Here is a 17585-nt window from a genome sequence, read left to right on the forward strand (position 1 = left end):
GCGATGGCTGCCTTTTTCAATTGTGCTAGTTATCCAGCCAAACCAGCAGAGGCTTGTTTGTTTTGGATAAGTTCCAACATGTATCCATCAGGGTCTTTGACAAAGGCAATATGTGTTGAGCCACCTTTGACTGGCCCTGGCTCACGAGTGACATTGCCTCCAGCAGCTTTGATAGCATCGCAAGTGGTATAGATATCATCAACACCAATAGCAATGTGACCAAACGCTGTACCAAGGTCATACTCAGTTTTTCCCCAGTTGTATGTCAGTTCAATCACGGCACCTTCTGACTCATCACCAAAACCTAGGAATGCTAGCGTGTATTCGTATTGCTTGTTTTCGTTGGTGCGTAGGAGTTTCATTCCCATGACTTTCGTATAAAACTCGATTGATTTATCTAAGTCACCAACGCGCAGCATGGTATGTAAAATACGTCCATTTGACATTGCTATTTTCTCCTAACTCTCAGGGTAAACCTTAGCGTTGTTTTCCAGATTTAACTTAGTTATCAATTTTTGATTAACTAACTGATTTACAACGCTATTTATTTGTTCTTGATGTGTTTTGTATTATTGACAATTATCAATGTTTATATAACCTATCTAAATGAAATGGTTTAATTAGGTTAGTTAACGTGAATACAAAACAGTTAAATTTTTACCCAAAACTTAAATTAGTTCTAGGTGTTGGGTATCGTAATGAGTTATTGGATATTATGCAAAAGATACCGCGCATAGTAAAAAAGGATATGTATGAAACCTATATGAATATTTATTCACTATATGTAAGTGTCGTGACTCAACCATCAAATACTGCATATAGTGCGCTCGATATCCGAAACAACGAAAACAAATTAAATGAGCACCTCTCTGCTTTGATTGGCTTTCTGTATAGTGAGCATGTAGGCTTTTCAAAAGGAGATAGCTACAATTATAGCATAGGCTTTATCAAGATCTTTTCGCACTTTTCATTATCATATAACATTACTCTAAATAATTTTAAATTATCAGATCGTAGAGAAAAACCAGATGAATTAGTTTGTATTCGAATATTTCGTTCATTTAGTTTAAATCAGGAATTGCTTTCATATTATTCAGGATGGTATTACCAAGATAAATTGGGAAACCAGCGAAATCTTCATCTTGCATCTATTTTTGATTGTTATGGAGAAGTATTTACATCTTATATACATTCAGTAATCAATAACTTTACTCGAACATTAAAGAGAGATACTGCAAGAAATGCTGTTAACAACCTTATTATGCTATTTAATGAATTTACAAAACATTGTACGACTTTGGAAAATTTAGAGCATTCTTTAAAATCTGAAAACTCTACAGTATTTATGGAAGGTATTTTTAATTCTCTCTTATTCCAGACAATGATAAGCGGTAATGATGTTAAGACATTCCATTTACAATGGACAGCAATTGTTAGTCATTTTACGCAGTGTTTCATTGATACAAATGTATTTGAGGAGCCGATTAAACCATTCCTTATTCCTTCCTTTAAAGAGCCATCCGACAATGAAAATTGTATATCTATCGGCGGAAAATTAAGTAAAAAAGAAGAGGATCGTTGGTTGGTTAATATGCCTCTTGAAATAAAAGATGAAGAAGTATTACAGTTAATACATGATCAGCTTAATAGAGATCTTAAGCATATTAGACTTGTTAGCCATAAATTATTTAAACAGATATCAGAGCGCCACATGAGAAATGTGGATTATATTAAGAGTGGTCAAGTTAAACCTCTTCCTCGTGATGGTATAAGATTACAAGGTTATCCGATTGGTATTAATAACTTAGATAACGTAGTTGCCACATTTTATCACTATGGTTTTGGTGTTGGAGGCGTTTCAGGTAGAACTGGATTTTTAGGTTTTTCCGGTGAAGGAGATCAGTTATTAAAAGAGCTTAATTTACCAACAATATCTACATTAAATGTATTAGTATCTCTTTTGGTATTAGAACACCCTAAAATAACGCCAGCTTGGCTCCAAGAGTGGGAGCTCTATGATAAAAATAGTAATAAAGTTGGTTTTAAACAAGTAGGAAAACTATGGGTAGCAGTTAGTTTTAAAAACCGAAAAGGAGCTTCCATAGCCCAACAAGAAATTATTTTAAACGATTATTCTAAATCAATTATTAATTTATTAATTGAACATACTAGTTATGTAAGAGACACATTAAAAAAACAAGGAAGAAGTGAATGGAGATATATGATGCTAAAAGCATCATTAAATAAACCTGAACGACCAAATAACCTTGGGCATGCATTAGCACATCAAGGTGCCTATCATAAATCACTAATTATTAATACATATTGTAATAATCCAAAAAACATTCCGTTCAAAATTAATATTAAGCCATTTTTATCTATATATAAAATTCATACGAAGGTGTTAAATAGAGTCTTAACTAAGTCTGAGGCAAAAGAGTTAGCTGCTATTGTAACTCCTCGCAGCATTCGCAAAGCTAGGGCTTTACAAATTTATCTTGAAACTCATTCATTAAAGGCAGTTGCAGAAGCTCTGGGGCACAAGGACGTGAATTTCGATATGTTAGAAAGTTATTTACCAAAACCTCTTATGGACTATTTTAATCAACGTTGGATTCGTCAGTTTCAAAACGCAATTATATTCGAAGCTTTGAAAGAATCACCATTTCTCTTTGATGCTTTAGATTTTGATGAGAATAGTTTGGAAGAGTTTCTGTGTAACCACGGTCTAAAAGAGTTACCGGCGAACCTTGAACAAGCAAAAACATGCTCTGTCATCGAAGATAATCAATCTATTATAGAAAATATTGATGAATTAGTTTTTACGTTAACGACCCCACTTTTTCAAGTTTTGATAGCAATACAGAGTATGATGGATTCTGCATCACAACATGATGTATTTAAGCCAATTGTAGAGAGGTGGCACCAAGCTGCAATATTTATTCTTAGTCATTTTTCTCTTGATGGTAAGGCAACTAATTATCGAAGGGCAGATAAAGACTTGATTCCTCTATATAAAGAAGCAATTGATAATCCCCTTGATATGAATTGTTTTAAGGAAAACTTAGTATGTCATTAACTTTAATTGATAATGTATTAAATGGTTCTATAAAGTTATCGGAGATGACAAAAGAAGAACTCACTAATCTGCATAGAGTTTCGGTAGCTAATGGTGATTTTCGGGCATTAAAAATTGCAACAAATAACGTCACAGGCATTTATAATTATAATGAACGCCAACCGTACTGGTTGTTAAATAATTTTTTTGATCCTGTCTGGTATATAGAAATTAAAAATGGGGATAAAAGACCATTTTGCAAGACGATAGAATGGGATTCAGTTATTTTAAATGATGGCCTGAAACTTACTGATACAAAACACATTCCGTTGTTAAATGGTTTTAAATATTGGGTGACAGCTACTGATAATCCATTGGAAAATAGTGGTAAATTAAGAAAAGGTCATACAGTTTATCAGTCCATTTTGAAAGTGATATCACTTATCAATGCACTTTTGATTTATGGCGAAAATATTAATATTTCTACTCGTCATTTATCAGGGTTATCAGATGATTTTCTGATGGCGGTGATGGTTAAATTGGCAGAAGAAGGCGATACAACAAATGGAATTTATGATTATACCAATCAGGTAAAAAAATATTTGAAACAACATATCCTTTTAATTGATGGAATTGAATCGGCTCAATTTGCAGATGAACATCCATATATTACTAGATTGTTACTGAATGAAGAGCAATTATTGGGGTTTTCAACAACAGAAAGGGTTAAGGCATGTTATTGGTTAAATACAGTCGGATATTATAAAAGTCAACTGAAAAGTGGCAAGCTTTCACAAAAACCTCAAGGCAACAGTAATATTCTTTTCTGGCAGTTTTACAAAGGAAAAGTTATTCCTTTTGATTTTTCTGCCGAATGTATCGAAGAACTAAAACTATCCGACAAAGTAGAACAAACAGAATTTAGGCCTATTCCTAACCGTGATGTTTCAGAAGGAATGGGTAAAGAAGCGATTAAACAATACTTACATAGCTTAAAATTACTTAATGTAGTGCATGGTAAAAAGGGGGTTAGCCAATTCTCCCCTCGTACTATGAAAAGACTCACTACAAAGCGAATTAGTGAGCATGTTAAACTTAAAAAAGTGGGACGTTATAAAACATTACCACCTCGATTAGTATTTGATCTAATTAGAGATTGTTACGACTTCACCAAATTGAATCTGGATGTGATTTTGAGTTCTGTGCTGTCTGTACTAAAAGAAGCAGCAACGAAGAGTACAGGTAAGAATTCTAACCCCAATTATATCTATGAGGGCTGTAAAGGGCATAATCCTGAGGAACCCCGAACAGAACGTGCGGCATGGGTTAAAAAAGAAGCTTTAAATTTTATAGATAGCACACTATTGGATATGGGAGTTCAGTGTATATCGGTATCGGCTAGGGATGTAAATCGCTTTAAAAAAAGGCGTAACAATGAAGGGATGTTTGATCTTTTTGGTGTTCTAATTGGCTCTATTCAGACTTTAACTGGTGTTATTATGGCAAAGCGACAAGATGAACTATCTAGTCTCACAAGTCATGGTAATTTATCACCCAATATCGATCCTGGCAGTAAAGAAGGAAAAAAGACTGATTACCATCTTATAGCTAAATTAAAAAAATCGGGAAACGGTGGGAAACATGGTCAAAATACTACGATCAAACGTCCAATACCTCGATCTTTTGCTTTAATTATCTGGAAATTGGAGCAATTCAATATAGCTGCAGCTAACTCCGGAATTTGTAAGAATACACTCTCGTTATTCCCCAATCTGAATAAGAAAACTTATCAATTAGAGAAGATAGATCAAAATCTATATAATAATTATCTTGACTTGGTGTGTGATTATTTTGAAACACCTCTAGTGGAATGTGAAGATGATGAATTACGTCGTTATTATATTCGTCAGCATCAACTTCGCCGTTTTTTTGCAATGGTTTTTTTCTGGTCAAAAGGGTTTGATCACGCAGGTATGGAGACACTTCGCTGGATGTTGGGGCATACTGATATACAGCATTTATATCATTATATTACCGAAAGTGAAACCGGTAGGGTATTAAATGGTATAAAGGCAAGTTATATCGTTGATGAACTAGGGAAACAGCAGCTTCACGATATACAGGGATTATCAGAAGTACTGGAAAAACGTTATGGTGTTTTAAAAGAAAATATATCTATTTCAACATTTACAGCCGCGATTGAAGATTATGAAAATACAGATGACTATCAAACCATTCCTCATATCGATGAGTTAAAGAAAAGAGAAAAATTGGAGTCTCAAATCCTTGAGTTATTAGAAGATGAAGTAATAACCCTTGAACCTGATTTTTTTACCATTGAAAAAGATGGAAATAAAATAAATGACTTCACATTAATACTTCAAGTAAAAGAATTAGATTAGAGGCAAAAAGATGAAGGCATTAGAAACTAATCAGAAAAAAGTTATCGAAACAAAAAAATTACTAAAGAACATTATTGAATCCCCTTCAGGTTTTATAAATAATGAAATAATTAAATCCGCTTTAAAATCACAAGGAAACTTAGCAAAATACACTGACGAAGACCGAGATATTACAGCCTGTTCTCTAAATACCTTAAAAAATGCTAGTGAATCTCTGCTTGAGCGAGGGTTTTCTGAGCTAGATTATTTAAGGAAAAGTGCTTTAGATTCGCTTGAAAACAGTATGATAGATGTCGATAGTAAAGTGAATAAATCAACTAAAGTAGGGTTAAGGAATATGGTTGATGAGTTAGAAACTAGTCTTTTGAAGATGCGGCAAAGTAATTTCCTACTAACTATAATGATTAGTGAACTCCGTGGAGATTTAAAGCGAATGGCCGAATCAGACGATTCGATAGATGATAAGCGATCTAGCTATAAAGAGATTAATAGGAAAGTCGAAGAAAAATTTAATTATATATTAAAAATACGAGATTTTGAAAACTTTGGTATTTGTACTGAGTGTATTGAATTGCTTAAAGGAGACCGATGATGGGGGCGGTTAATTATTTAGGTGATTTTGAACGTTGGGATTTTTATTCTCCATTGGACCATAAGTTATATATGGTTGAAGCGAGTGATACTCCTTTTATTACCTATGCTAGCGGGGTACCATGCTATGAAGCTAATATGTATATGCATAGACTTTTAACTCATAATCGAACAGCTGGGACATTAAGGACTTATGCTAATCAAATAATTCATATAGTGAAATTTTGTCATGAAAACCAGATAAGGTTTAGTAATCTTACCGATTCCTCGTTTAGGCTTTTTATACAATACTTACAAGCTGAAAAAGATGAGTTTGGAGAGAGAGCTAGAACAAACAATCATGTAATTAATATAGCTAGAAGATGCCTAGACTTTTTAGTATTTGTCCAGGAACTCCATGAAATCGAAAATTTTATCGGACAAGGCAAAGAAAATTCTATTATTGTAAAGATAACAAAATCTAAAAAAGTCATTGAAGGATCTAATTATAAAAGAGAAGAAGAGATATTTAGCCATGCTTCTTTTCCTAGTAAGGATGCAGTTAAGAAAAAATTACCTGTTAGTGAAGATGATGCCTTAAAAGTTTGGAACTATATTCAAGACCAAGAAAATAGAAATAAGCGAATGCGTGATATAGCGTTATACCAATGTATGGAGCAGCTTGGTGCTCGTGTTGAGGAACTTCATTTGATTACGGTTGATGATGTAAAAAATGCGATAGGATCTAGTGTTGAGCCACATTTGACTTTAACTAATTTAAAAAGGAAAGATGATAATACCACTCGTAGTATTCCTGTTACTTCAGCATTATTAACTGATATTAAAAGTTATATTAATAAAGTTAGAAAAAAGGTGATTAAATCTACAATAGGTAAAGAAAATGATCATGGTTATCTATTCATATCATTGACAACAGGAAAGAGATTAAAAAGTGCTACTTTAACGAGATATATGAATAAATGGAAGAGAGATTTAGGAATCGAAGGGGAACTTCATGCTCACTTATACCGGCATGCCTTTATTACTAACAAGCTTAAAGAAATTATTTTACAGCATAAGGAAATTACATCAGTTGATAAGTTTAGAGAGCATTTATTACATACAGAAAAATTTAAAATGCAGCTGAAAGAATGGACTGGACATACCCGGATCTATTCTCTTGATATTTATATAAATCTTGTTTTTTCGGAGCTGAATGGCTATAGCGAAATTTATAATGCAGTTAAGTTAAAGGATTCAGTAACTATTGTTCAACGTCAAGTGCAAAGCCTTAAACAACAATTGAAGGATAAAAGCATTACCATGACGGAAGGGTTATTACAGATTGATATGATATTATCTGCATTTGAATATGATATTGAAAATTCATTATGTTAGTGGCAGGTAACTAATATGGAATTAATGCTTATCGTATTAAATAGGCTAATTTTTAATACAATTAGTTTGGTGATATTATTCAGAATAGTCAATTAAAATCAATAAGATAATATTTGATAGTTTAATGATTAGAAAATTTCTAGAATCTATTTAACCTCATTTTTAAGACTATAAATAAAATTAAGCACCTGATTTCGCTGATCTTCGGATAATTTTGAAATAGCAGTTGCTATCTCGGCAGTTGATTCATCCTCACAAAAGAAATAGCTCAAAGGAACCCCTAACTCTTTAGCCATCAGCTTAAGCGTACGAACATCAGGAGTATGTACCCCTCTCTCATACTGGTTCATCCGTGGACTTGCTACGCCTTCATCAAGGCCGATACGAACCCCCAATGTTTTCTGAGAGACCTTCACTTTTTTTCGGGCTTCTTTGAGTCGCTTGGGAATTGGGTTGTCTGTTGACACTGATGTTTCATGCTTGTTTGACTCTTTGTTACTAAGATTTTCTTAGTTTTACTTATTTATGTATACTAAGCAATACTTAGTTTTTGTGTTGTTCGAGTAGTAAATGAAACGTTCTCAAAAAATAAATGAATATATTTATAAGTTGTTGATAGAAAAGAACATGGATGGGTTTTCAGTTGTAGAAGCCAGAGATGTTGCACGTTTGTTCCCCGAAAGCCCCAAAGATATCAATGAACTCCGGAAGATTGTTTATCGGCAATTATTAAAGTGCATAGAAAGCGGGTGGTTACGCTGTGAAGGTTCTCACAGAGAAAAACGTTACTTCAAAACGGATGAATTCAACTCGCTCTCTTTTGAGCCTCGTAAACCCAAATCACGCGTAAGAAAGAGCCTCCCAAAAGTTTCCGTTACCAACCAAGATAGTAACGATTACTCTGAGCAAACGGTTGAGCGCAACAGATTAAAAGGAGAGTTGGAAGTCACTTTGAGTGAAATAGATAAGTACAAAAGGTTAAAAGAACAATATCCCGAGCAACTTCAGCTTCTTGAACGTCTGCATTGTGCCGCTAACGAAAAGGCTGCTTTGTTTATGGGCAACATTAATGCCATTACAAATATGCTAAACTCGTTGTCACATGAGAGAGCATAATATGCTAAGAAAATGGCAAGCTGAATGCGTCGCTCAAGCTCTGAAAAAGTACGAATCCGGTTCTAACCATTTCTTCTGTCAGGCAACGCCTGGAGCCGGTAAAAGCATCATGTCTGCCACACTGGCTAAGACATTACTCGAAAAAAATATGATTGACCTCATTCTTTGCTTTTCACCCTCTATCTCTGTCGCTGACGGCTTGAGGGCTACGTTTTCAATAACCACTAAATGTCCATTTAACGGTAGTCTTGGTTCAATTGGTCAGTCACTGACTTATCAGTCCATTCAGTATTTAGGTGATGACTTTTGGCGAACTATTGAAAAATATCGATTACTTGTCGTCTTCGATGAGATACATCATTGCTCCGGTGATGAGCTAGAGAGAGCCAATATTTGGGGACAACAAATACTGGCGCGTATACAGGGGGTTGCCACCTATACGCTAGCTCTGTCAGGTACTCCTTGGCGCTCCGATAAATTTCCGATTGTTTTGGCCGAATATAGTGATCCAGAAGGTAAGTTGTTTTGTGATTACCAGTACGGTCTAGCACAAGCGATTGCAGATAGTGTGTGCCGTAAGCCGAAAATAGTTCTGGTTGATAATGAGCATTTAACGATTTCAGAAGGCTTTGAGAAGAAATCATTTGCTTCTATTTTAGAGCTGCTTAAGCAATCAAAAACATCATATCAGGACGTGATACATAATACTCAAGCGATGGAATATATTCTCAGGTTGGGGTGCCAAAAACTGAATGAAATCCGGAAAGAGTCATCAAGTGCGGGAGGTCTCGTTGTTGCCTCATCCGTGAAACATGCAAAACAAGTTCAAAAAATATTGATTGAAAAATTTGGTCAGTCGACAGCATTAGTCACCTACCATCATGACGATCCTCAATCTGAAATCAAGGCCTATCAAAAAGGAACAACCCAATGGATCGTCAGTGTCGGAATGATAAGCGAAGGTACCGATATTCCCCGTTTACAAGTGTGTTGCCATATCAGCGCGGTAAAAACAGAACTTTACTTTAGGCAAGTACTAGGGCGGATATTGCGCGTCAACGATAGTCCCAATCAGCAAGCTTGGCTTTACACGTTCGCTGAGGAGAATTTAATTGAATACGCGGAACGTATAGAACATGACATTCCCGAAACCTGCCTCTTTGCAAAAATTGGTAAAGGGGACAGTGCACCAGCTCTGATCGTAACCCATCAAACCAGTGACGTCGAATCTGCACCGATTAAAGCTATCGAAGGTTACAGCCAGTTAGACTGGGGAATCCAATCCAAACATTCCTTATCTGGTCGGGGTTCTGAGGATGTTTTCGATGAAATCTGGTTAGGACGATTCCGTGAGCGTGTGGTCTCAGCATTTTTATAATTAGCAACGATGTTTCATCAAGCAGCAAACTTCTAAGGAGTCAATATGTTCTATATCGGTGTAAGCCACTATTACGCAACGGGTGAAGGAGTAACAATGTATGTTGCCAGTGGTAGCGAAGAATCAATACGGGCAGCGATTCCAGAATATTTTCATCTAGGGCTCACTATTTTAAGTCCTTCAGAGTGGCTAAAAGCGGCCGCAGGGGACTGTGAGGATGAATATCATCAATCGGAAGCGGAAGATCTTAAAACCTATTTACCACTCTTATGGAAGCAAATTGAGGAAAGAGCATTAGAAAGAGGATGTCATGTGGATTTTTTCATGAAACACCATTTTAACTATGCCTAATACGGACTAGGTGGTTTCAGTGAAGATTTTATATTTCGACATGTATAGAAACCTTAAACGTTTGTATGCTTAATTTTTAAACCGTTCCGTGTACTCTGTAAATACCCAGCCTTCCATGGCGTTACCATCTTTGATTAGTACCGCAACTTTAGACCAACTGCGCTGTTTTTCGATAACGTACACTGCTTGCCCATAGCTTAGAGACATTAAGATATCCGACTTTATTGAAGCTGAAGCTCGAAGCCTTACACCAACACCACTGATGAAACGATTTAGAGATGTTACTTCAACATTTTCTTGCTGCGGTAGTCTTTTAATATTGTTAGTTTGAACCCTTTTAGGTTCATCAGTTTCACTGAGGTAGGCCTCAATTCGAGGCTGTAAATAGAACGTAACTGAGAGGGGTATCATAACGTACTGAAAAAAGCTTATAAGTAATACTCTGAGTATTACAGGGACTTTTCGCAGCACATGAAGTAGCAAAGTTTTAGTGAGATTAGGTGTCTTTAGTTCCTCGTTAACCTCCGACAATACTTCGGAGAACTCACAATTTTCTTCAACTGTACTGAATTCATGAGTGAATCCCTCTTCAGCAATTTCATTAAATACAGCTTGATGTTGCTTCAGTAGATTTAAGGTTACCAAGAACTCATCAGGTAACACAGATGGTATTTTGGGAAAGTCTAACGATAAAGTTTTCCAGTGCTTTATCAGTTCCATTTGTGGAAAATGGTCAACTACGGTTGAGTAATTTTGAATGTTATATCTTTTCAAGCTTTCAGTAAGACTTGCCATTTCTGGAGTGACCATGGACTGCTGAATTGACTTGATATACTCAAGGTTCTGCATCCAAGGTTGATTAACAACTGAACGGATTTGCTCCATCCACGGCTGATTGTAAATGGAACTAAACTTACTCATTTGCTCTAAACCTCTACTCATATGTTAAATCTGCCCCGATTAAGCTAACACTTATTAGACGACAAATTATCGTTTTTCACCCTTCGGTAATGCAATCATTTTTATATTAACTCAAGTGATAATCAATAATATATGACGCATGAAGGGAAATTAGACTACAAGATGCCGCCTAATGACGGGAGTTAGAGTTATCAAATAAATCGAAATAAGTTTTGGTAGGGTAAACGCACGTCCTCTGAATTGAGTAGAGTATTTAATCAAAGTGATTTTTGGGGCAAAACCACGGCCGAGATACAAAGCCGCCCACCTCCGCACTGCCAACCCCATCACAAAACCACAATTATCTACTGAGAGTAAAAACCGTCGTTTTCACTAGCCTTTCAGTCTCTTTAAATATCCCTCTAGGCACTTGCACCAATTCATTAGTGAATTGGTGGGTGTTTTTTAGCCTTTATCCCCTGTTTTTGCACAGTGATGATTTCAATGTAACTTGTTACAGTTCAGCCATTTAATATGCATGTGGATTAATTATCCACAATTACTGTGATCACAAGAGTGAAGCTGTATGGCGAATGATATTGAGTTTGGCTTTGAAGTCTCTGGTTTTTTAGGGGCATTCAAAGTCGAAAGTTTTCGGGTAACGGAAGCCCTGTCTGCCCCGTTTGAAATGACTCTGACCGTCTTGTCAGATAACCATAGTATTACCTTTGAAGCGCTGAGCCGAAAAACAGGCGTGCTTAATATCTATGGTCAAGGCTTAGCGGCAGCTCGCCAATTTAACGGCAGCGTTTCAGAGCTGAGTTATCTAGGTTCAGGTCGCCGCTATTCTCGCTATCTTATCACCCTAGTGCCTCAACTTTGGTTTTTAACCCAGCGCCAAGATTGCCGCATTTTCCAAAATAAAACTGCGCCAGATATTATTCGCCATGTTTTTGATGATGCGGGGATGAGCGATTACCGCTTTGAGCTGGTAGGGCAATACCAAGAAAAAGAGTACCTGTTGCAATACCGTGAAAGTGACCATCATTTTGTCCAGCGCCTTTTGGCCGAACACGGCATGTGGTTTTACTTTGAGCACAGTGATAACGCACATACTATGGTCATTGTTGACAGTAATGATGCCATTCCTGAGCTTGTCAGCACGCCGCTCAATGCTTCATACCTTGGGCCTATGCTGTTTCAATCTCACGGTGGCGGGGTGTCCGATAAAGAGCATATTTTCGACCTTGAACAAATCCATCGCGCCCTTACCAGTGATGTCAGCTATAGCGATTACAATTACCTCACCCCAAAAATTCCGCAAAACACCGCTGCCCAAGATGGCATGAATACAGATTTAAAACGCTTTGATTACCCTGGGCGTTACACTTCTCCAGATTTTGGTGGCCAGCGCAGCAAGGAATGGATGTCAGAATACAGGGTTGATAGTGATCAGGTTCATGCCTCAAGCAACATTATGCGTTTAGCATCTGGGGTGAGTTTTGAGATAAGCGAGCATCCGCGTTCCTCTGTCAATCGTGATTACCTCATGTTCTCTGTGATGCATTCTGGTGACAACCCTCGCGTGCACGAAGAAGAAGGCGCTGACGCCCCCACAACCTACCAAAATCAGTTTGTCTGCCTGCCGCGTGATGTGACCTATCGAGCGCCGAAAATGGCCGCCCCTGTAGTAGATGGGCCGCAAACGGCTGTGGTGGTTGGGCCTGCGGGAGAAGAAATCTACACCGACGAGTTTGGGCGAATTAAGGTTCAGTTTCACTGGGATCGCTACGGGCAAAATGATGAGCACAGCTCATGCTGGCTGCGAGTCAGCCAATCTATGGCCGCGCCGAATTGGGGCGCGGTGTATCTGCCACGTATCGGTCATGAAGTGGTGGTGACCTTTTTAGAAGGCGATCCTGATAGGCCGCTTGTCACAGGCGCGGTATATAACGGTTTGCATACCCCACCTTATGAGTTGCCAGAGCATAAAACCCGCACCGTTTTTCGTACCCAAAGTCATAAGGCAGACGGTTACAACGAAATGCACTTTGAAGATGAAAATGACCAAGAAGAGGTGTATTTTCGTGCGCAAAGGAACATGAAAACCGACGTGCTGAATAATCGCTACCGAGATATAGGTAATGATGAAGAGCTGAAAGTGGGCCGTAACCAAGAAAACGAAATCTTTGGTGATCGCAAAGAAGACATCCACGGTCATAAGACTTCTGTCACTAAGCAAACCTTTAAAGATCAAGTCGAGCAAGATGTGACTATCACCTACAATGCGAATGAATCCAAACAGGTTGCGGGTGAACAAAAGCTTACCACTTATGAAAATCGTAAAACGCTCATTGGAGATAATGATTCGCGAGAGGTTGGAAACGATTTAGATGAAACCATTCAAGCATCTCGTTCTGTCAATATCGGGAGTGATGACACTCAAGGGGTAGGAAGGCACTTAGATGTCGAAGTCAGTGGGAATACTTCTCTTCGCTCAGATGGACAAACCGCCATTGTGTCTGCGGATGAAATAGCAGTGAAAGTCGGGTTTTCTGGACTGGTCTTAAAAAGTAATGGCAATATTTTATTGTATGGCTCTGATATAACGATAGATGGCCTGAGTTCAACGAAAATCCAAGGAGCACAAGTAAAAACGAACCCAGGAAAAGCAGCGGTACGCTTCACAGACGTTACCACTCGAACACCCAAATCGGTTTCAGAGCTGCCTAAGCTGCCAGTAGGCAATAACAAATCCGCTTTACCAATCACCTATATTGAAGCCCCCACACAATCAAAACATTGGTTAGCCTTAGAGCTGCGCAGTGAGTTAGATGTGTCTTTAGATGGGTTAGAAGTGACAATCACCCACTGCGCAACAGGACAGCAACTTACTCAGACCATTCAACATGGTGGGGTGATTTTTGATGATATTCTCGATGGGGATTGGCGTGTTACCGCGATGAGAGATGATTTGCTGAGCGAGGTAGAAAAGCATGCAAGCCGAGATGAGGCTTTGCTTTCTCCCGTTAAGCAAAGAGCGCATAGTGAGAAAGACGCTTCGGATCAAAAGGTTAAGCATTATATCTACGCTGCTGTTGGGGACTTGTGGGATCAAGTGCCTGACGATGATTTTTTACGCGATCACCATAGTGCCCTTGATAGCCAGCATGACAGCGAAAAAGCAGGCTTAAAACTTACTTCCAACCAAACGACGGTTGTTGAAATTAAAGCGCTTCGCAGTTATATGCCTTTGATTATCGACACCGATGAATACAGTCTTATCAACAGTTATACCTTTGCACTTTTGGCAAACCAAGCTTACGCTAGCGAGAAATTTGGTATTCCAGATAGTAAGTCACCTTCAATACCTGACGGAGGGTTAGCTAAAGTGGCTGAGCAAATGAAAACTAAAATACGCCCAGCCTATTGCGCGGCTTTCAAAGAAGATTGGTTACTGCAAGAGGTGCCGTATTCTCAGCATTTGAAAAGTAAATTTTACCAAGATGAGAGCATTGGCTGTGAAGGGTATATTTTAAGCAATGATGATATAGCGATTATCGGCATTCGGGGCACGCAAACCTACTTTGAGAATGAAGAGGTGTATAAGCTTGGTGATACCACTTGGGGTCAAAGCGTAAAACAAGTAAATGGGGTGGCTTTTAAAGCGATTGAAACCCAAGATGGTGTTCGGGCGTTTTTTCAATCCGAGGGCTATACGGATGTGATGACAGACTTAGATGCTTCCCAAGTTCCAATTGCTGAGCTGCAAGGAACCTACTTACACCAAGGCTTTTCTCAATACGCATTAGCTTTTTGGACGCTTATCCAGCAAGATATTTCGAAGTTTCATAAACACAAAAAACTTTATATTTGTGGGCATAGCTTGGGCGGTGCGGGCGCACTTATTGTCAGCGCACTATTGAAACAGTATTTTTCGCCAACAGCACTTCGTCTTTATACCTATGGGATGCCAAGAACGGGCACACATTCATTTGTCGGAGCATATAACGACATTAGCCATTATCGCCATGTCAATAACCATGATTTGGTGCCCCAAGTGCCTTTTAAGTGGACGAATACCAACCCAGATGACACTTCTGATGCGAGTGCGTCAAAACTTTCAGAGTCAGTGCGCGCTTTAGTTTTGGAACGCTTTGTCGATAATGATGAGGATAATTATCACCATCATGGCAACCTCGTTCAGCTACTGACTTATAGCCGCGAAAAGCACCAGCCCAAAGAGGTCAAACAAGTGCTATTGACACCTAAGCAGACTCACGTTACCAGCCTAACATTTGCACGTAACAAACAAGATGATACATTTGTGTTGGCAGATACCCTTAGCAAAGAGCATATTGATCTAAACGGCTATGCGGCGACTATCCTTGATTCAGGGCTAAATCATATGATGTCCGAGTATATTCCAAACCTCAAATCGCAACTGGAAATACTACTCCAAGGTACTTTGTCTCAAAGTTATGACAGTGCCAATACAGAGCTTACGGCGACAATAGATAATTTAAATCAAGCGATTCAAACCTTACAAGAAGAGTATCAACACAGTCAAAACATCCCTTATCATGTCGGCGAGGCCAAACGTGGCAGCTTAAAGCTTGAAGAGGAAACCATAGCTAAATTGCTAGCCAATCTTAAACGAATTCAACGAGAGTTAGGGGTACTGGTTAACTCCCCAGCAGTGCTTCCCCCTAGTGTGTTACTGTATGGTGATAAGAAACCATTACAGATTGATTTAGAAGGACAAATTGATGGCTAAGGTTTTAAAAATAGGGGCGATATTGATAGCGCTCTGGGTCGCGCTTTTTTACGTGGTTTACCCAGCCTTTGAGTGGTATGAGAGCACCAAACCACCGTTTGGTTCATCTCCTGAAGATAGTTATATCTCAATCCAAGGGACCAAGCCCAAAGATGCCAAGGTCAAAGCCTACGGCACTTTTTACGGTGGCGGCGATGAGTGTAAATCGTTTTCTTGGAGTGCTTCCGATGGTAAAAAACGCCCAGGAGGAAAAGCGGTATTGCGTATCACTCATAACTTTGCCAGCGACGAGAGTCATTATGAATTGCGTATCCCATATAAAAACTTTATATCCAGTGGTTGTGATATGAAGCTCTACAGCATAGTGGTAGATGCAGAAAATTCATACGATACCGTTGGTTTTGCTGAATTACGTATATACCCCCCTATATACGAAAGTGATAAAGTTTTTGATATTAAATCTAAATTTGAAGCTAGTAACTGCGAAGATTTATATATCTCTGATTTAAATAGATGGGCAGGGGGATACGCCTGCGACTATTACATTAATGAAAAAGTTAAGCAGAAAGAAGAGTTCAATGCATACTCTATTACTATTGACTTCACCCAATTTACTGACGATACCGTGATTCAATACAATATTGTTGCAGGTGACAACTACCGTACAGAGCCGAAAGAGCAAACAAAGCCCAATGATCCGTCTTAGTGATGTGTTGGGTATTGGCTTAAAGAGCAAATAGATGGCTAAGGTTTTAAAAATTGGCGCGATATTGGTAGCACTCTGTGGCGCGCTTTTTTATATGGTCTACCCAGCCTTTGAGTGGTATGAGAGCACCAAGCCGCCGTTTGGTTCATCTCCTGAAGATAGCTATATCTCAATCCAAGGGACAAAACCCAAAGATGCCAAGGTCAAAGCCTACGGCACTTTTTACGGAGGCGGCGATGAGTGCAAATCGTTTTTTTGGAGTGCTTCCGATGGTAAAAAGCGCTCTGGGGGGAAAGCGGTACTGCGTATCACTCATAACTTTGCCAGCGATGAGAATCATTATGAACTACGCATTCCATACAAAAACTTTGCATCCAGTGGTTGTGATATGAAGCTCTACAGCATAGTGGTGGATGCAGAAAATGCATACGATACCGTTGGCTTTGCTGAATTACGTATTTATCCGCCGAGAATGGCAAGTGATAAATTTATTTCAACGCAGTCAGTAATTGAAGCTAATAACTGTAGAGCAAAATACTATGAAAAATGGAAAGATTGGTCAGACGGTTTTGCTTGCGATTTTTATGTAAACGAAAAGCTGAAAAAATCAAAAGTCAATAATGCTTACTCCATTACTATTGATTTCACCCAATTTACTGACGATACCGTGATTCAATACAATATCGTTGCTGGTGACAACTATCGTACAGAGCCGAAAGAGCAAACAAAGTCCAATGATCCGTCTTAGTGATATACTTGGTATGAGACTTTATAAAGTACTATCTCACACAAGTACCATGAGCATCATCTCCCAGATCATGATCTAGGCTGATTTCAGTCACCGTTCCTTACTCTAGCAAGGCAATAGCTTCTTCAGACCAGCAAAGCCGATGCTATCCTTTCGGAGTCGGTCGTTCATCATCAAGGCA

The 17585-nt window shown here is 38.4% G+C and carries 13 protein-coding genes; 10 read left to right on the forward strand and 3 right to left on the reverse strand.

The features are described from left to right. Nucleotides 1–29 precede the first annotated feature (29 nt). Nucleotides 30–446 (reverse strand): lactoylglutathione lyase, encoded by a 417-nt coding sequence (gene gloA / locus DPF90_RS13350; RefSeq protein ID WP_114786836.1) that lies wholly within the window; start codon nt 444–446, stop codon nt 30–32. Between the two features lie 188 nt (nt 447–634). Between gloA and DPF90_RS13355 the strand changes: the two genes are divergently transcribed. Genes DPF90_RS13355 through DPF90_RS13370 form a run of 4 tightly spaced genes read left to right on the forward strand, consistent with a single transcriptional unit; the run spans nt 635 to nt 7428 of the window. Further along, complete coding sequence (locus DPF90_RS13355; protein WP_114786837.1) at nt 635–3079, forward strand: hypothetical protein; 2445 nt, start codon at nt 635–637, stop codon at nt 3077–3079. Next, nucleotides 3070–5460 (forward strand): integrase, encoded by a 2391-nt coding sequence (locus DPF90_RS13360; RefSeq protein ID WP_114786838.1) that lies wholly within the window; start codon nt 3070–3072, stop codon nt 5458–5460. Before DPF90_RS13355 ends, DPF90_RS13360 begins: the two co-directional genes overlap by 10 nt. Before the next feature lie 10 nt (nt 5461–5470). Beyond that, a complete protein-coding gene (locus DPF90_RS13365; RefSeq protein WP_240314517.1) occupies nt 5471–6052 on the forward strand; it encodes a hypothetical protein in 582 nt (193 codons plus the stop codon). Beyond that, nucleotides 6049–7428 (forward strand): tyrosine-type recombinase/integrase, encoded by a 1380-nt coding sequence (locus DPF90_RS13370; protein WP_240314518.1) that lies wholly within the window; start codon nt 6049–6051, stop codon nt 7426–7428. The genes DPF90_RS13365 and DPF90_RS13370 overlap by 4 nt, the downstream gene beginning before the upstream one ends. 146 nt (nt 7429–7574) lie before the next feature. Here DPF90_RS13370 and DPF90_RS13375 read toward each other — a convergent pair whose 3' ends face one another. Beyond that, entirely contained in the window at nt 7575–7895 is a 321-nt protein-coding gene (locus DPF90_RS13375) for a helix-turn-helix domain-containing protein (RefSeq protein ID WP_114786840.1), read from the reverse strand. Between the two features lie 103 nt (nt 7896–7998). On the opposite strand from DPF90_RS13375, the gene DPF90_RS13380 reads away from it, so the two are divergent. Genes DPF90_RS13380 through DPF90_RS13390 form a run of 3 tightly spaced genes read left to right on the forward strand, consistent with a single transcriptional unit; the run spans nt 7999 to nt 10273 of the window. Continuing rightward, nucleotides 7999–8544, forward strand: a complete 546-nt coding sequence (locus tag DPF90_RS13380) for a hypothetical protein (protein WP_162814028.1) — start codon at nt 7999–8001, stop codon at nt 8542–8544. A 1-nt stretch (nt 8545) separates the two neighbouring features. Then, nucleotides 8546–9922 (forward strand): DEAD/DEAH box helicase, encoded by a 1377-nt coding sequence (locus DPF90_RS13385; RefSeq protein WP_114786842.1) that lies wholly within the window; start codon nt 8546–8548, stop codon nt 9920–9922. A 45-nt stretch (nt 9923–9967) separates the two neighbouring features. Next, on the forward strand, nt 9968–10273 hold the full coding sequence (locus DPF90_RS13390) for a hypothetical protein (RefSeq protein ID WP_045625334.1): 306 nt from the start codon (nt 9968–9970) through the stop codon (nt 10271–10273). 69 nt (nt 10274–10342) lie between these two features. Here DPF90_RS13390 and DPF90_RS13395 read toward each other — a convergent pair whose 3' ends face one another. Then, on the reverse strand, nt 10343–11194 hold the full coding sequence (locus tag DPF90_RS13395) for an SH3 domain-containing protein (protein WP_162814029.1): 852 nt from the start codon (nt 11192–11194) through the stop codon (nt 10343–10345). 565 nt (nt 11195–11759) lie between these two features. On the opposite strand from DPF90_RS13395, the gene tssI reads away from it, so the two are divergent. From tssI to DPF90_RS13415, 3 genes are read left to right on the forward strand one after another with little or no spacing between them, the layout of a single operon-like run. Further along, entirely contained in the window at nt 11760–15950 is a 4191-nt protein-coding gene (tssI, locus tag DPF90_RS20620) for a type VI secretion system tip protein TssI/VgrG (RefSeq protein WP_240314519.1), read from the forward strand. Next, entirely contained in the window at nt 15943–16656 is a 714-nt protein-coding gene (locus DPF90_RS13410; protein WP_114786844.1) for a hypothetical protein, read from the forward strand. The genes tssI and DPF90_RS13410 overlap by 8 nt, the downstream gene beginning before the upstream one ends. Nucleotides 16657–16690: 34 nt before the next feature. Further along, nucleotides 16691–17404, forward strand: coding sequence for a hypothetical protein (locus DPF90_RS13415; RefSeq protein ID WP_114786845.1), 714 nt, complete (start codon nt 16691–16693; stop codon nt 17402–17404). Nucleotides 17405–17585 lie beyond the last annotated feature (181 nt).

The organism is Vibrio tetraodonis, from assembly GCF_003350295.1.
Taxonomy (GTDB): Bacteria; Pseudomonadota; Gammaproteobacteria; order Enterobacterales; family Vibrionaceae; genus Vibrio; species Vibrio tetraodonis.